Source organism: Micromonospora alfalfae, from assembly GCF_022230925.1.
Taxonomy (GTDB): domain Bacteria; phylum Actinomycetota; class Actinomycetes; order Mycobacteriales; family Micromonosporaceae; genus Micromonospora; species Micromonospora alfalfae.
Genome location: NZ_JAKKFH010000015.1, coordinates 76,083 through 91,006 on the forward strand (window position 1 = coordinate 76,083; position 14,924 = coordinate 91,006).

At 70.1% G+C, this 14,924-nt stretch carries 18 protein-coding genes; 10 read left to right on the forward strand and 8 right to left on the reverse strand.

What is annotated here, in order from left to right; genetic code table 11:
- The first annotated feature begins 84 nt into the window (after nucleotides 1–84).
- The 3 genes from MED01_RS14310 (at nucleotide 85) to MED01_RS14320 (ending at nucleotide 2,149) form a co-directional block, all read left to right on the forward strand.
- Nucleotides 85–549: an Lrp/AsnC family transcriptional regulator gene (locus tag MED01_RS14310; protein WP_238669054.1), complete on the forward strand. Its 465-nt coding sequence runs from the start codon at nucleotides 85–87 to the stop codon at nucleotides 547–549.
- A gap of 226 nt (nucleotides 550–775) precedes the next feature.
- A complete protein-coding gene (locus MED01_RS14315) occupies nucleotides 776–1,300 on the forward strand; it encodes a hypothetical protein (RefSeq protein ID WP_238669055.1) in 525 nt (174 codons plus the stop codon).
- A 12-nt stretch (nucleotides 1,301–1,312) separates the two neighbouring features.
- Complete coding sequence (locus MED01_RS14320; protein WP_238669056.1) at nucleotides 1,313–2,149, forward strand: class F sortase; 837 nt, start codon at nucleotides 1,313–1,315, stop codon at nucleotides 2,147–2,149.
- A gap of 23 nt (nucleotides 2,150–2,172) precedes the next feature.
- On the opposite strand, the gene MED01_RS14325 is transcribed toward MED01_RS14320, so the two are convergent.
- The 3 genes from MED01_RS14325 to MED01_RS14335 all read right to left on the reverse strand — a co-directional run bounded on the left by MED01_RS14325 (nucleotide 2,173) and on the right by MED01_RS14335 (nucleotide 3,708).
- Nucleotides 2,173–2,583: a type II toxin-antitoxin system VapC family toxin gene (locus MED01_RS14325; protein WP_238669057.1), complete on the reverse strand. Its 411-nt coding sequence runs from the start codon at nucleotides 2,581–2,583 to the stop codon at nucleotides 2,173–2,175.
- Complete coding sequence (locus MED01_RS14330) at nucleotides 2,580–2,858, reverse strand: type II toxin-antitoxin system Phd/YefM family antitoxin (protein ID WP_238669058.1); 279 nt, start codon at nucleotides 2,856–2,858, stop codon at nucleotides 2,580–2,582. The genes MED01_RS14325 and MED01_RS14330 overlap by 4 nt, the downstream gene beginning before the upstream one ends.
- A gap of 76 nt (nucleotides 2,859–2,934) precedes the next feature.
- Complete coding sequence (locus MED01_RS14335; RefSeq protein WP_238669059.1) at nucleotides 2,935–3,708, reverse strand: MerR family transcriptional regulator; 774 nt, start codon at nucleotides 3,706–3,708, stop codon at nucleotides 2,935–2,937.
- A 54-nt stretch (nucleotides 3,709–3,762) separates the two neighbouring features.
- Here MED01_RS14335 and MED01_RS14340 point away from each other — a divergent pair, with 54 nt between their 5' ends.
- Entirely contained in the window at nucleotides 3,763–5,358 is a 1,596-nt protein-coding gene (locus MED01_RS14340) for a DUF6194 family protein (protein ID WP_238669060.1), read from the forward strand.
- 15 nt (nucleotides 5,359–5,373) lie between these two features.
- Here MED01_RS14340 and MED01_RS14345 read toward each other — a convergent pair whose 3' ends face one another.
- Nucleotides 5,374–5,910: an HNH endonuclease gene (locus MED01_RS14345; RefSeq protein ID WP_238669061.1), complete on the reverse strand. Its 537-nt coding sequence runs from the start codon at nucleotides 5,908–5,910 to the stop codon at nucleotides 5,374–5,376.
- Between the two features lie 370 nt (nucleotides 5,911–6,280).
- Between MED01_RS14345 and MED01_RS14350 the strand changes: the two genes are divergently transcribed.
- The 4 genes from MED01_RS14350 (at nucleotide 6,281) to MED01_RS14365 (ending at nucleotide 10,310) form a co-directional block, all read left to right on the forward strand.
- Nucleotides 6,281–7,003, forward strand: a complete 723-nt coding sequence (locus MED01_RS14350; protein ID WP_238669062.1) for a hypothetical protein — start codon at nucleotides 6,281–6,283, stop codon at nucleotides 7,001–7,003.
- A 95-nt stretch (nucleotides 7,004–7,098) separates the two neighbouring features.
- Nucleotides 7,099–8,139 (forward strand): mechanosensitive ion channel family protein, encoded by a 1,041-nt coding sequence (locus tag MED01_RS14355; RefSeq protein ID WP_504898954.1) that lies wholly within the window; start codon nucleotides 7,099–7,101, stop codon nucleotides 8,137–8,139.
- Between the two features lie 233 nt (nucleotides 8,140–8,372).
- Nucleotides 8,373–9,758, forward strand: coding sequence for an MFS transporter (locus tag MED01_RS14360; RefSeq protein WP_238669063.1), 1,386 nt, complete (start codon nucleotides 8,373–8,375; stop codon nucleotides 9,756–9,758).
- Nucleotides 9,759–9,920: 162 nt separating this feature from the next.
- On the forward strand, nucleotides 9,921–10,310 hold the full coding sequence (locus MED01_RS14365) for a globin (RefSeq protein ID WP_238669064.1): 390 nt from the start codon (nucleotides 9,921–9,923) through the stop codon (nucleotides 10,308–10,310).
- Between the two features lie 21 nt (nucleotides 10,311–10,331).
- On the opposite strand, the gene MED01_RS14370 is transcribed toward MED01_RS14365, so the two are convergent.
- The 4 genes from MED01_RS14370 to ettA form a co-directional block, all read right to left on the reverse strand.
- Nucleotides 10,332–10,916: a type III secretion system chaperone family protein gene (locus tag MED01_RS14370; RefSeq protein WP_238669065.1), complete on the reverse strand. Its 585-nt coding sequence runs from the start codon at nucleotides 10,914–10,916 to the stop codon at nucleotides 10,332–10,334.
- A 131-nt stretch (nucleotides 10,917–11,047) separates the two neighbouring features.
- Nucleotides 11,048–11,785: a DUF8185 domain-containing protein gene (locus MED01_RS14375; RefSeq protein ID WP_238669066.1), complete on the reverse strand. Its 738-nt coding sequence runs from the start codon at nucleotides 11,783–11,785 to the stop codon at nucleotides 11,048–11,050.
- Nucleotides 11,782–12,228: an acyl-CoA thioesterase gene (locus MED01_RS14380; RefSeq protein ID WP_112584127.1), complete on the reverse strand. Its 447-nt coding sequence runs from the start codon at nucleotides 12,226–12,228 to the stop codon at nucleotides 11,782–11,784. The genes MED01_RS14375 and MED01_RS14380 overlap by 4 nt, the downstream gene beginning before the upstream one ends.
- Nucleotides 12,229–12,240: 12 nt before the next feature.
- Nucleotides 12,241–13,917 (reverse strand): energy-dependent translational throttle protein EttA, encoded by a 1,677-nt coding sequence (gene ettA, locus MED01_RS14385; RefSeq protein ID WP_179783536.1) that lies wholly within the window; start codon nucleotides 13,915–13,917, stop codon nucleotides 12,241–12,243.
- Between the two features lie 210 nt (nucleotides 13,918–14,127).
- Here ettA and MED01_RS14390 point away from each other — a divergent pair, with 210 nt between their 5' ends.
- Both MED01_RS14390 and MED01_RS14395 read left to right on the forward strand, forming a co-directional pair.
- A complete protein-coding gene (locus MED01_RS14390; RefSeq protein WP_238669067.1) occupies nucleotides 14,128–14,412 on the forward strand; it encodes a hypothetical protein in 285 nt (94 codons plus the stop codon).
- Nucleotides 14,405–14,791 carry a hypothetical protein gene (locus MED01_RS14395; RefSeq protein WP_238669068.1) on the forward strand — a complete coding sequence of 129 codons (387 nt, stop codon included), beginning with the start codon at nucleotides 14,405–14,407 and terminating at the stop codon, nucleotides 14,789–14,791. The genes MED01_RS14390 and MED01_RS14395 overlap by 8 nt, the downstream gene beginning before the upstream one ends.
- Nucleotides 14,792–14,924 lie beyond the last annotated feature (133 nt).

Consider the following 14,924-nt stretch of genomic DNA (forward strand, 5'->3'; position numbering starts at 1 on the left):
TGCCGAATCAACGGCTCTCGCCGCCTTCTCCTGGCAAACCAAAGGCAACTAGGCGAAGTCGGTTCACGAAAGTAAGGTCTGAGCGTGGACGACATGGACTGGGCGCTGCTGCGCGAGTTGCAGGCCGACGCGCGGCTCTCCTTCAGCGAGTTGTCCCGCCGGGTGCACCTGTCGCCACCGTCCGTCGCGGAGCGGGTCCGCCGGCTGGAGGAGGCCGGGATCATCACCGGCTACCACGCCCACGTCGACCTGGCCCGCGCCGGCCGTACCGTTGTCGCGCTGATCCGAATGTCCTGCTACGGCGCGCGGTGCATCCTGCACGACCCGGCGGTGGCGGACTGGCCGGAGATCCTGGAGATCCACCGGATCACCGGGGACGCATGCAGCGTGCTGAAGGTGGCGGCCGGCTCGATCGGCGCGTTCGAGGGAGTCATCGACCGCCTGGCCCCGTACGGCCAACCGTCGAGCACGATGGTCCTCTCCTCCCCACTGAACTGGCATCCCGTCACCCCCCTGCCCACCACCGGACCAATCCCCCGCCCCCGCTAACCCCACCCCGCCCCCACCCCCGCCCCCGCGATCTTGCAGTTTCTGTTGGCGAAATGTCGTCTAAGAGACGCTTCGTCGGCGCAGAAAGTGCAAGATCGCGAGCGTGGGTGGGGCGAGGGGCGAGGGGTGGGGTGGGGGTGGGGCGGGTTTGCCTCCGGGCCAGCGGGAAAGCAGCGCGCGTGCCCAGGGGAGGGTTCCGGCGGTCGTCGCCGGTTGGGGGGAAATCATGCAGGCAATCCGCACGATCAACCGCGCGCTCTCGTCCGCACTGACACTGGTGGGGCTGGTCGGGGCGTTCGTCCTGTTGTCGGTCGCGCCGGCACGAGCTGGCGAGAACGTCTTCGTCGAGGTGACACCGAACAGCGCCCAGGCAGGCAGCCGGGTCAACATCAAGGCGAGCTGCGACAACGACAACAACAATCGGCAGTCCAACGTGCACTCCGACGCGTTCGGGCACGTGATGCTCAAACCCGACAAGGGCTTCCTGACCGGGCAGGTAACCATTCCGAGGGACAAGGCGGCCGGTGACTACCCGGTCGACCTGCAATGCGAGAACGGCCAGACGGCCTCGACCACGTTGACAGTGTTGAACATGGCCTCACCCAGCAAGGGCCCGGCGACCGGCGGCGGTGGGATGGCCGGCGGGCGTGGCACCGGCTCGCTGCTGGTGCTCGGTGGCGTGGCGTTGGTGGCCACCGCGATAGTGCTCGGGATGGCCGGCGGCCGACGTCGACCGGGAGCCGGCTCCTGAGCCGGATCACCAATGACCCGCAGATCCGCGCGTGCGCGGCGGGACCGCCGCGCCCGCCTCCGGGCCGGGCCGGCGCTACGCGCGTCCGGCCGGCTGGTGGCCCGCGTCTCCGGGCGGCTGCGCCGGGTCGCCGGGCAGGCCGTGTCGGCCAGCGTCACCACCACCGATCCGGCCGCCGGCCCGCTGCCGCCGCAGCGTCCGGCCGGGCCGTCGTCGGCCCGACACCGGTTCGGTACGAGCCCCGGTTTCCCGGTGCTGGCCATCGCCGCGCTGATGGTGCTGATCGTGGCGATGCTCGGCGTCGAGCAGGTGACCGGAATGAGCCTGCTGCCGGACCGGCTCAGCGCCGGCCTGCGACCGCCTCCGAAGAAGTTTCCGGTACTGCCGGCCAGCCATCCCACCAGCCTCACCATCGAGAAGATCGACGTGCAGGCGCCCGTACACGACGTGGGCATCGCCCCGGACGGCACGATCGCCGTGCCGGACGCGGCCCGCGCCCAGGAGGCCGGCTGGTACGACCAGGGGCCCACCCCGGGCCAGTACGGCCCAGCCGTGATCGTCGGGCACGTCGACACCACCAGCGGGCCGGCGGTCTTCCACAAACTCCGCGAGCTGCGCTCCGGTGACGAGATCGAGGTCACCCGCACCGATCAGCGCGTGGCGGTCTTCGAGGTCAACTCGGTGGAGAAGTTCGACAAGGGCGGGCTGCCGGTGGACGAGGTGTACGGCGACTTCAGTCGCCCGAGCCTCCGACTGATCACCTGCGGCGGCCAGTGGGTAGGCGGCGAGACCGGCTACGCGGACAACGTGGTGGTCTTCGCCTCGCTGGTCAAGGCGCGTGGTGGTTGAGGCAGTCAGATCGGGACTACGAGTCAGTTCTGGCCCGGACTGGCCACAGGCAACCCGACGGCCTTGGCACAGTCGAGCAGTCGCCGGTCGTAGCTGACGAAGGCGACAAGTGCCACCCCGGACTCGTTTGTCAGGACCTGGGCAGTGGCAAGGTGGATGGCGTCGAGGCTGCGTAGCGTCGGCTCGGCGAACGCGGCGGCGGTCGCGCGGATAGTTCCGTCGATCTCCAGCCGGAAGAGGCGCCCGACAGTTACCGGCACTCCGATCAACGCTTGCGGGGCTGATCGGCGCAACGCTCTGGGCACCTCAACCTCGACGAGAGCTGAGGAGACCAGCGGAACGTCGCCCTGAGCGTTGATCCAGGAAACAAGGTCAGCGCTGCACGCCTCCTGCCGAACCAACTTCACGACGGCGGCGGAGTCGAGGTAGATCACCAGCGCTCCTCGTCCCGCATCTCGGCGAGCGCGGCAGCCACGTCCACGTCCTCGGCACCGAGCGTTGGCGGAAGCGGGACAGGACCGCTCCCGGTTGGCGGAACGGCCCGCCCTGCCACTACGAGCTTGGCCAGCATCGACCTGTCGTCACTGACCGGAACCAGTCGGGCGATGGGACGCCCACGATCGGTGATCTCGACGGTCTCGCCACCACTCACCCGAGCCAGGACCTGACTCGTGTTCTGGTTCAGCTCCCGGACCCCGATACGCTCCATGGGACAGAGTGTAGAACTAAATGTTCTACAGTGCGATCCAGCTCGGCATGTATCGAAAAGACGGCGGCGAGACCGGCTACGCGGACAACGTGGTGGTCTTCGCCTCGCTGGTCAAGGCGCGTTCAGGCGGCTGACCGGCGTCGACGTACTCGGCGAGCCGGGCGGCCCCGGTGAGCATGGCCCGGCCTCGCTCGGTGAGCCGTTGCCGCCACTGGCGCAGCGACGCGGCGAGCGGTTCGGCACCGCCAGCCTCGCGCACCCGACGCAGCACGCCGGCGATGTGGTCGAGCCGGTACCCGCCGCGGCGCAACAGGTGCGCCAGTTCGGCGTCCCGGACGTCGTCGGGACGGTAGAGCCGGTAGTGGGTCACCGGGTCACGTACCGGTCGCAGCACCCCGGCCCGCTCCCATTTGCGCAGCGTGGCCGGCTGGAGACCGAGCCGGTGGGCCAGCACGCTGATCGGCACGGCTTTCTGGCTCTGCGGCTGCGGTCTCGTTCCGGTGAGCGTCGCCACCGCCGTCTCGACCGCGTCCAGGGTTTCCCGATCGCGCTGGAGCAGGGCATGGCCCTCGTCGATGACGCGCAACGCCGTGTCGATCTCACCCCGGTTGACGGCCCGCATGATCTCGCCACTGGCCGCATAGCCGTGGCCCGTGATCAACGCGAGGTAGGCACGCAATGCCTTGGCGTGCGGCTCGGTGAAGCGACGGTAGCCGTTCGGGGTGCGCTGGGCCGGCGGCAGGACGCCGTCTCGTTCGTAGTTGCGTACTGCCTGCGCGGAGAGACCGTGGGCGCGCGCGAGGTCGACCGGCCTGCGTACCCCCGTGTTTGAAGGTTTTGTGGCTGTCACCGCGCTCCAAGGCTCGTGAGTTTCAAACGCTGGTTCAACGATACGGTTCATGGAATGCCACGATTTCTCGACCTGCTGGCGGTATCCCCGGACCTGCTCGCGCTCGGCGAACCGACGCACGGTGAGTCCGCCTTCCTCCAGCTCCGCAACGAGGCCTTTCTGTCACTGGCGGAGCACGGTTACCGCTCGATCGCCGTGGAGAGCGACCGGGCGGCCGGGCTGATCGCCGACGACTTCGTGCAGGGCGTCGCCGCCGTGACGCTCGACCGGGCGCTCGCCGAAGGGTTCAGCCACGGATTCGGTGCGGCCCCGGCCAACCGCGACCTCCTGCTGAGGATGCGGGAGTGGAACGCCGGACGGCCGGTCGCCGAGCGCCTGACGTTCCACGGCTTCGACGCCCCGGTGGAGTTGGAGAGCGCCCCGAGCCCGCGCCGTCACCTCTCCCAGGTCTGCCAGTTCCTGAACCTGGACCGGGCTGCCGAGATCGACGACCTGATCGGGGACGACGCGCGGTGGAGCGACACGGCCGCGATCTGGGAACCGGGCCGATCGGTCGGGCGCTCGGCCGACGCCCAGCGACTGCGGGTGCTCGCCGACGACCTGCTGACCGAGCTGTATTTGCGGGCGCCGTGGAGGTCAGCGGGCTGGCCGGCGGCGTTCGTGCACGCCACGGCCGCTGTCGCGTTGCTGCGTTACCACGCCGCAGCCGCCGCACCACTGGCCCAGGAGGAACGCTTCGCCCGCCTGGCCGCGGTCCGGGACGCGCTGATGGCCGAGAACCTGCTCGCGATCCGGTCGGCCGAGGCACACCGCGGGCCCACGCTTGTCTTCGCGCACAACACGCACCTGCAGCGACACCTGAGCACTATGACGCTCGCCGACACCCAGGTGTCCTGGGCCGGCGCTGGCGCGATCGTCGCGTCGCTGCTGGGCGACCGGTACGCGGTGATCGCCGGCAGCCTCGGCGCGAGCCCGGCGCTCGGCATCGGACCGCCCGCCGCCTCGACCTACGAGGGCCGACTCCAGCAGGAGACCAACCTTCCCCGGTACCTGCCGACGTCCGACATCGCAGCGGCGGAGCAGCGGACGCACGACTACCGCTACTTCCCGCTGGACCAGGCCGCCATCGAACACGCCGACGTGGTCCTGCACGTGCCGACCGGTGTCGACCCGGCAGTGCTCGCCGATCGGATCGTCGCGCTGGGCGGCGTCGAGCAGTTGGTGGCGAGCGAGGAGAACGGATCACCCGAGCCGGCCTGGGGCGACCGGTTCTTCTTCGTCGGCCCGGACCGCCGCCAGCCGTTCGCCACCATCGTCGAGCATGACGTGCCCGGCTTCGACGAGGCCGCACAGCTTGACCGCCCCGGCGTCTTCCGCCTCAACCTGGACGTGGGCCGGGCCGAGTTCGAGCGGCTGTTCGGCTTCCCGCCCAAGGCATTCGATGAGCACCGGCACGAGTTCGACTTCGCCCGACTGGACACCCTCGTACCGCACCCGGGCTACGCACAGTACGGCTTCGCCAGCATCGTCATGCCCGGTCCGCAACTGCTGCCCGAGATCGACCGGCTACTCGATATCGCGTACCGCCGAGCGGTCGATCGCCACGAACGCGCAGCGCGCCGGGCGATCCGCCCCCAATCCGGAACCTGACGAAGCCCTGCGGGGTCAGGCGGCTGCCTCGGGCTCCCGCAGGTCCAGCCAGTCGGCCCAGCGGGGGTCGGGGGCGCGGTGGCCCAGCACCCGCCAGGCGGTGCCCTTCGGGGCGGTCGGCAAGGCGTGTAACCGCCACCCCATCTCGGCAGGGGTCTTGTCGCCCTTCGTGTGGTTGCACCTGGCACACGCGGCGACCACGTTCTCCCAGGCGTGCCGGCCACCCCGGCTGCGCGGAAAGACGTGGTCGATGGTCTCGGCCGGGCCTCGGCAGTAGGCGCACCGCCACCCGTCCCGCGCGAAGATCGCCCGGCGGGACAGCCCGACATGCGTTCGGTACGGCACCCGGACAAAGCGCGTCAGCCGGACCACCGATGGCACCGGGAGCGCGTCCCGGGCGCTGTGCAGGATGCCGTCACCGTCGGCGACGCAGACCGCCTTGGCGGTGAGGACGAGAATCGCGGCGCGACGCACCGACACGACACACAGCGGCTCGTAGGTGGCGTTGAGGACCAACGCGCCGGAGCCCACAGTGGGTCGTATGTCAGGCATCGCGCTCACCCTCCCGGTTCAGCGGCTGCTGGGGACCGCCGCCGACCGGGGCCGGGCACAAGGGCCCACACGGTCGACGCCGGGCCGATCACCGACGTCCGTTGCGCCAATAGTCCCTGATCGGACCCCGGATTGCACGTACTAATCTCTCTTCTGGTAAGCGGATCACCCACGCCGGGACGGGCAACTGCTCCAGCCTGGGCGGACGCTGACGTGTGACACCCCCGCCGCCGGTCCCACCGGTGCCGGGCCTGCGCCGGCCGCCTGATCGCCACCGGTCTCACCAGCCACCTCGGTACGACGCTCCAGTGCTCAGCCTCGACCGATCGGCCGACAGGTCCAGCAGCCATCCACCCCTATGGTCAGCGGCATGATCGACAAGCTTGCCGACGCGATCGTGCGCCACCGGCACGTCGTCCTGGCACTTGGGCTTCTCCTGGTCGGCGTGAACGCCGTAGCCTCGGGGGCCGCCTCCGTCGTGGGGCAGCGCCTGTTGATCCTCATCTCCCTGGCGGCGCTGATCCTGGCGATCGTCATCATGGGGGTCCGTCCGGCCTACTTCGTGGTGTGGCCGCAGATCCCGGCCTTCGCCACACCCGGGCCCGCCTGGACGGTGCTCTTCGCCCTGGGTTACCTCGGGCCCGCGTCCACCCGCGTCGACGCACTGCTGCGCTCGTCCAGACAGGGCACCCTGTCGACGTTCGACGTGGTTCTCGATGTTCTCTGGATCGTCCTGGCCGCGCTGCTGGTGACGTGGGCGTGGCGGGGTCACGGGGTGCGGCTGCATCCGTCCGGCGTACGGCAGACCTGGCCGCTGGGCTCGCTCACCGTGCCGTGGGAGGCCCTCCTGGCCCCGCAGATCCCCCCGGCTGCTGACCGCCGCCAGTGGCTCCCGATGAGGATCACAGAACCCCGGCTGGTTCGGCGACGCGGCATTCCGCGGAGCCGGGGGGCGTTGCGGACGGACATCGTCGACGCGGGGTTCCTCGCCGCGGTCATCGGGCACTACGTCGCGCACCCCGAACACCGGGCGGCGATCGGTAGTCAGGCCGAGTACGAACGGTTGCGCGCCGCGTTGCCCGGGAGAGGGTGAGCAACAGGCAGCGGACATCCTGCCCTCGGCGGTAGGTCTCACCCGGCCGGTGGGTCGGCGGCGGGCGCTCGGGCCCCTTGCGGTACGAAGACAGGGTGAGTGCCCCCAGCGTGACGCCCCTAGCCCTGTCCGACGCCGTCTCGGTGAGCTGCCAGGGCAGCACCTCCTGCGAGTGGATCTACCGGATCACCGGGTCGGCCTGGTTCGCCGAGGGAAGCTACTGGATCCTGCTCAAACCGCTTCGGGTGCTGCTGATCCTGGCACTGGCGATGGTGGCCCGCTGGGCGCTGCACCGGACGATCGACCGGTTGGTTCGAACGACCACCGACGGTGCGGTGCCGACGATGCTGCGGCCGCTGCGCGAGCGGGTACCCACCGCCGCTGTTGACCCGGCCGAGTTCGTGCCCGAGCGACGGAGGCAGCGGGCCGAGGCGATCGGGTCGGTGCTACGCAGCCTGACCACCGCGTTCGTCTTCGGCATCGCGCTGCTGATGATCCTGCGGGAGTTCAGCTTCGACCTGGCTCCGCTGCTGGCCAGCGCGGGGATCGCCGGCGTCGCGCTGGGCTTCGGCGCGCAGAGCCTGGTGAAGGACCTGATCGCCGGCCTGTTCATGCTGATCGAGGACCAGTACGGCGTAGGTGACAACGTCGACCTGGGTGAGGCGATGGGCGTGGTCGAGTCGGTCGGCCTGCGGGTCACCACTGTGCGCGACGGCCGCGGCGTGCTCTGGTACATCCGCAACGGCGAGATCATCCGGGTGGGTAACAAGAGCCAGGGTTGGGCCCTCGTGGTGGTGGACCTGCCCATCGGTTTCAACAGCACCGAGGAGGCCACGGCGGTGCTACGGACAGCGGCCGCCTCGGTCGCAATGGACCCGGAGCTGTCACCGGAGATCGTGGAGGCGCCCGAGGTGCTGGGTGTCGAGCAGGTGACGGTGGACGGCGCGGTCATCCGCACGGTGGTGAAGACGACAGCGGACGGGCAGTTCGCGGTGGGCCGGGAACTGCGTCGGCGTCTCGCCGAGGCGCTGGAAAATTCGGGGATCACCGCGCAGATCGCTGCGGCCCGCATCTATCCCGGTCTGTCGACCCGGCCGTTGTCCGAGGGCGAGACCGGTCAGGGCGGCGCCACCTGACACCGTCGACAATGTCCGGCAATTCAGGGGTCGCGGGCCGGCCGGCCCCTCGGGTATCGTCCGTTCGTTCAGTCGGGGAGGCGACGAACGGCCCGTTCGACCTAGCTAGTTGTCAGACGATCGGGCAGAATCCGGAGCACGCGTTCCCACCAAAGCGTGATCACATCCTCGCTGATCCGTAGATCTGACGAGCGCTTCCGGCCGGGCTGCCACGAGCGGCTGAGCCGGGGCCGATGGAGGCGACGGTGCCTGACGAGCGACCTTCTGCGGAAGGCCCCGCCACATTCCGCGAAGTCTTCGCCCAGCACGAGTTTCGTGCTGTGTTCGTGGCTGGCGCTCTCTCCTGGATCGGCGACTATGTCGCGAAGGCCGCCGTCACCCTGCTCGTCTATCAGCAGACCCGGTCCGTCGCGCTGTCCGCGGCTGCCTTCGCGGTCAGCTTCCTGCCCTGGCTGCTCGGCGGTCCCGTGCTCGCCGCACTCGCTGAGCGGTACCCGTTCCGTCGGGTGATGGTGGCGTGCGACCTCATCCGGATGGCGCTGATGCTGCTCATCGCCATTCCGGGCCTGCCGTACCAGGCGGTGCTGGTGCTCATCTTCGCCGCCACGCTCGCGAACCCGCCAAGCCAGGCGGCGAAGTCCGCGCTGATCCCGCAGTTGCTCACCGGGGACCGACTGGTGCTGGGGCTGTCGCTGAACAGCAGCGTCGGGCAGGCCGCCCAGGTCGTGGGGTACGTCTTCGGCGCCGCTGTCGCCGCTGTCGACCCGGAGGCGGCGCTGCTGTTCAACGCGGTCACGTTCGGTCTCTCGGCTCTGCTGGTTCGCCTCGGTGTGCGCCACCGCCCGCCGGTGATGCACCCGGAGCACCGCAGCCACCTGCTGCAGGAGACTCGGCAGGGGTTCGGCATCGTGTTCCGCACACCGGTGCTGCGGGCCATCGCGGTGCTGGTGTTCAGTTCGATGCTCTTCTCGATCGTTCCCGAGGGCCTGGCCGCAGCCTGGGCCAACGAGGAGGGCCGTGGCGCGGTGAGCGCGGGCACCGCACAAGCGGCGATCATGGTGGCCAACCCGATCGGCTTCATCCTCGGTGGGTTGCTGGTGAGTCGGCTGTTCGGGCCGGCTCGCCGGCTGAAGCTGATGCGGCCGCTCGCGGTGCTCGCCCCGCTGGTGCTCGTGCCGGTGCTACTCGACCCCCCGCCGCTGGTGGTCGCGCTGCTCGCCGCGCTCTGCGGGTTCGCTGTCGCCGGCATGATGCCGATGGCCAACGGATTGTTCGTCCAGGCGCTGCCCAACGGCTTCCGCGCTCGCGCCTTCGGGGTGATGGCCACTGGCATACAGGTCATCCAGGGCCTCTCGGTGCTGGTCACCGGGCTGCTCGCCGAACGGTTCCCCATTCCGATCGTGGTGGGGGTCTGGAGCGCAGCCGGGGTGGTGCTGATGGCGGTGGCCACGCTGCGTTGGCCGGATCGGCAGACGGTGGACGACGCGATCACTGCCGCCGCGTTGGCCAACGCCGACCCGCCGCCTTCCGGGCTCGGCGACCCGGCCGGCGACCGCCCGGTGGCGGGCGCGTCCGACCCGCGTGCCGGTGACGGCCACCGCCGGCACGCTGTCACCTGAGCGTCGAACCGACCGCCAGCCGTGCAGGCCGGGTGACCGATATTCGGGGTCGTCGACGCGGCGTGATCCGACGCACGTCGTGCGGGTCGGGTCGGCGCCTGACGCACCTGGCAGGATGGAACTGTGACTTCCGCAGGTGAATCCGACCGTCCCGGTGCGTCGATGACCCTCTTCGAAGCGGTCGGCGGCGAACCCACCTTCCGCAAGCTGGTCGACGAGTTCTACGCCGGCATCGCGAACGACCCCCTGCTGCGACCCATGTACCCGGAGGAGGACCTGGGCCCGGCCGCGGACCGGATGACCCTGTTCCTGATGCAGTACTGGGGCGGGCCGAACACGTACTCCGCTCAGCGTGGGCACCCGCGGCTGCGGATGCGCCACGCGCCGTTCCGGATCGGCGCGGCCGAACGGGACGCCTGGCTGCGGAACATGCGCCGCGCCGTGGACCGGCTCGACCTTGAGCCGCAGATCGCAGGCACCCTCTGGGACTACCTGGAGCGGGCCGCGTACTTCATGGTCAACGTCGAGGACGACCCGGCCAACGGCGGCTGACCCAGCCCACCCGGAGCGGCGTCAGAGCAGCGCGCCCTCGTCGTGCAGCCAGTCCACGAAGCTGGTGGCTACCGCCGCGCCGCAGTCGAGCATCTCGACCAGGAGCGCGTCGTGGGTGCCGGCGCCCAGGGGCACCTGAAGCTCGGCGTAGATCGGTAGCTGACCGCGTTCGGTCGGGTCACCGATGTACGCCTTGCAGAACCGGCGGGTGTGGTTCCACTCGTTGACCACCCGGTACGCCCGGTCGGCCCAGTCCGGCGGGACCGTGGCGTGCGGGCGTGCCCGCATGACCAGGATCTCGTCCTCCGGCCCTTCGAGGGTGACCAGCACCGCGTGCCGCTCCCACATCGCCAGCAGGTTGCCGTCGCCGTCGGCCAGGTAACGCACGTCGAGCAGATCGAGCGCGTCACAGACCCGGCGCAGACTCACCGGCTCGACGGTGGCGGGCATCTCGGTCAGCACGGGCCGCTCGTTGGACGGGCAGTCGTCCCCCGGCTGACGAGGGCTGGGCGGCCCGATCCGGACCGCGCTATCGACTGTGACCCCGCTTCGGGTTTCCGGATCGCCGCCGTCGGCGGGACCGGGGCGCCATGACCACCACGGCATCGCTCGCGCACCTCACTCCCCAGCGGATCCAGTCGCCTACGGTGCGTTGGATCCGAGGATGGACGGTACCCGGACAGCCGGGTTGAAGCACCCCCCCAACGACCGCCCCTGACCAGAAGAATGATCCGGGGTCATCCGTTCGGACGAGCGCTCAGGGGTGTCACGGCAAGATCCGTGGCCTTCTGCAACCACGCCGCTCCGTGCGGTCCCACCAGGCCGACCCAACGACCGGCCACCCGCACCTGAACGGCGTTTCCGCCCTCGCCAGCCGGCGAGCCGTGGGCGGCGCCGAGGAAGCCCATCCGGACCACCCCCTGCACCAGCCGCTGCGGCACCTCGACCGGCGCGGCGGGCGTCCCGTCCGGGGTGATCAGCACCGCCACGTGGTCGAGCAGCGCGTCCCGCAAGACCCGCTGGCCCACGGCACGGCCGGCCACACCCTGCTCGCTCGCCGTCCGCAGGGTGCCCGCCGCCGCGTCGGCGATCCGCCGCAACTCGGCGACGGGCAGCGCCTCCACCTGGCGGCTCCCCGTCGGCGGCAGCGGCCACCGCCACTGGGCGTCCCGGCGGGTCGGCAGGCTCGCGCCGCCCCGCTCCAGCTCGCCGAGCAGCTCCGAGGCGGCCACCGTGACGTCCTCAGCGACGCCGTCGGTCGGCCCACCGGCAACAGTGCGGACCACCAGGACCTGCCACGGCAGCCGGGCCCACAGGGCGACCCGGCCCGGTGCGCCGGCCGGCCGCAGCCGGACCAGCGCGACCGGATCCAACCGGACCAGCCGGGCCAGGAAGGCGCCCGCGTCCGCCACCCCGGCGACACCGTGGGTGGACGCCGCCGTCCGGCCCGGCTCGGCGGTGCCCGGCCGGGTCACGCCACACCACCCTGCGGCGCGTACGTGAGCAGGAAGTCGCGTTCCTCGGTGGTGATCCGCCGGGGCACCTGGCGGGTCAGGTCGAACGGCACCAGCACCGAGCGGGCCCGGCTGGCCAGCACCTCACCGTCGTACAACTCGTAGGCGACGGTGAACCGGGAGGCCCGGATCTCCTCCACCCACAGCTCGATCCGCACTGTGGGTGCCGCCTCCGCGGTGGCGCGGCCGAGCGCGTAGTCGACCGGGCGCAGGTAGTCGACCTCGTGCCGGCGGATCACCACCCCGTCGGCGAACGAGCCGACGCCCCAGGCCCGGCCACCGGCGAACATCAACGCCACCCGCGCCTCCTCGTACAGGGTGAGGAAGCGCGAGTTGTTGACGTGGCCGTACGCGTCCAGGTCGGACCAGCGCAGGGTGCAGTGGTAGACGAAGCGGTCAGACACCTTCTCGGCCGGTCAGTCGCGGGTCAGCTTGCGGTAGGTCACCCGGTGCGGCCGGGCAGCCTCCGCGCCGAGGCGGTCGATCTTGTTCTTCTCGTACGCCTCGAAGTTGCCCTCGAACCAGAACCACCGGGACGGGTCCTGGTCGTCGCCCTCCCAGGCCAGGATGTGCGTGGCGACCCGGTCCAGGAACATCCGGTCGTGCGAGATGACCACGGCGCAGCCGGGGAACTCCAGCAGCGCGTTCTCCAAGCTGGACAGCGTCTCCACGTCCAGGTCGTTCGTCGGCTCGTCGAGCAGGATGACGTTGCCGCCGATCTTCAGGGTCAGCGCCAGGTTGAGCCGGTTGCGCTCACCGCCGGAGAGCACCTTCGTCGGCTTCTGCTGGTCCGGTCCCTTGAAGCCGAACGCGGCGATGTACGCCCGCGACGGCATCTCGACCTTGCCCACCATCAGGTAGTCCAGCCCGTCGGAGACGACCTCCCAGACGGTCTTGTCGCCGTTGAGGCCTTCGCGGTTCTGGTCGACGTACGACAGCGAGACGGTGGGGCCGACCCGGACCTGGCCGCCGGTCGGCTCTTCCAGCCCGACGATGGTCTTGAACAGGGTGGTCTTGCCGACGCCGTTGGGGCCGATGATGCCGACGATGCCGTTGCGCGGCAGCGAGAACGACAGGTTGTCGATCAACAGCCGGTCGCCGAAGCCCTTGCTGAGGTTGACCGCCTCGATCACAGTGCTGCCCAGGCGCGGGCCCGGCGGGATCTGGATCTCCTCGAAGTCGAGCTTGCGGGTCTTCTCCGCCTCGTTGGCCATCTCGTCGTACCGGTCCAGGCGGGCCTTGGACTTGGTCTGCCGGGCCTTGGCGTTGGAGCGGACCCACTCCAGTTCCTCGGTGAGGCGCTTCTTCATCTTGGCGTCGCGGCGACCCTCGACGGCCAGCCGAGCGGCCTTCTTCTCCAGGTAGGTGGAGTAGTTGCCCTCGTAGCCGATGGCCCGGCCGCGGTCGAGCTCCAGGATCCAGCCGGCCACGTTGTCGAGGAAGTACCGGTCGTGGGTGATCGCCATGACGGTGCCGGCGTACTTCGCCAGGTGCTGCTCCAGCCAGGAGACGCTCTCCGCGTCCAGGTGGTTGGTCGGCTCGTCGAGCAGCAGCAGGTCGGGCGCCTCCAGCAGCAGCTTGCAGAGCGCGACCCGGCGACGCTCACCGCCGGAGAGCTGGGTCACGTCGGCGTCCGGTGGCGGGCAGCGCAGCGCGTCCATGGCCAGTTCGAGCTTGGAGTCGACGTCCCAGGCGTCGAGGTGGTCGAGCTCCTCCTGGAGCTTGCCCATCTCCTCCATCAGCTCGTCGGAGTAGTCGGTGGCCATCTGCTCGGCGATCTTGTTGAACCGCTCCAGCTTGGCCTTGGTCTCGGCGACCGCCTCCTCGACGTTGCCGAGCACGGTCTTGGCCTCGTTGAGCGGGGGCTCCTGGGCGAGCATGCCGACGGTGTAGCCGGGCATGAGTCGGGCCTCGCCGTTGCTCGGCTTGTCCAGCCCTGCCATGATCTTGAGCAGGCTGGACTTACCGGCGCCGTTCGGACCGAGCACACCGATCTTGGCTCCCGGCAGGAAGCTCAACGTGACGTTGTCGAGCACGACCTTGTCGCCGTGCGCTTTGCGCGCCTTTTCCAGAACGTAGATGTACTGGGCCACGGTGCGGGCTACCTCCGTCGGTTGCTGTCGCTGATCGGCGGCGCGGCGCGGGCTGCGAGGACCGCCCGCCGCCGCCGGCCGGGAGCCGGCCGCGCGCACGCCATCGTCAATCCTGACAGGTACGGCGCGCTTCGCCCACATCACCCCGCCCCAGGAGTACGCGGGCGCGCCTCCTTGCCGACCCTGGTATCACCCACTAGCGTCCTCGGTATGACCAAGAAGATCGCGATCAGCGTGCCCGACGACGTGGCGGAGCGGCTGGCGCAGGAATCCAACGCCTCCGCCTTCATTACCGAGTCGGTTCGTCAGCGGATGGCTGGCGAGCGCACGCGGCGCGCACTTCGACAGGTGGGCTTCCGGCTCACTGATGAAGGCCTCGCCGAGGCGGGCAGGAAACTCGACGAGGCACACGCGAAGATCACTCCGGAGTTGCGCGCAAAGGCAGCCGCCCTGCTGAGCGAGGCATCTCGCGGACGGATGACGATTCGTGACTGACGCAGGTCTCGTACTCGACACCGCATGCCTTCTCGCCTACTCCGAGGGCGTGGAAGTGGTCGGGGAGCAGATCGCGAAGGTCGCGGACAGGCGACAGGCCGTAATCGTCCCGGCGCTCTGCCTGGCCGCCGCGTACCGCCAGGTGACACACGACGGGTGGCCCCTGCTCGACATCGTCGGCGACCTGGACCAGGTCGTTGTGACGCCCGTGGAGCACGACATGTGCATGATCCTGGGCGGCTGGTCACGGAGCCTTGGCGGCATGGATCTGGCCCAGGCCGCGATGGAGGCCGCGAGGGCGACCACACCGATCATGACGGATCGGCGGGAACTGCTCGGCGAGGTACTGCCGAAGGAATGGCCGATCATCGACCTCTGACCGGCGAGCTGTCGACAAGATCACCTTTAGGATTCGGTCGCGCCGAGGCGGGTAGGAGACTCCGGCACGGGGCACAAGACGCCGCAGCTACGCTCAGTACGCTCATCGCGGTGGACCCGTCAGTACCCGGAGG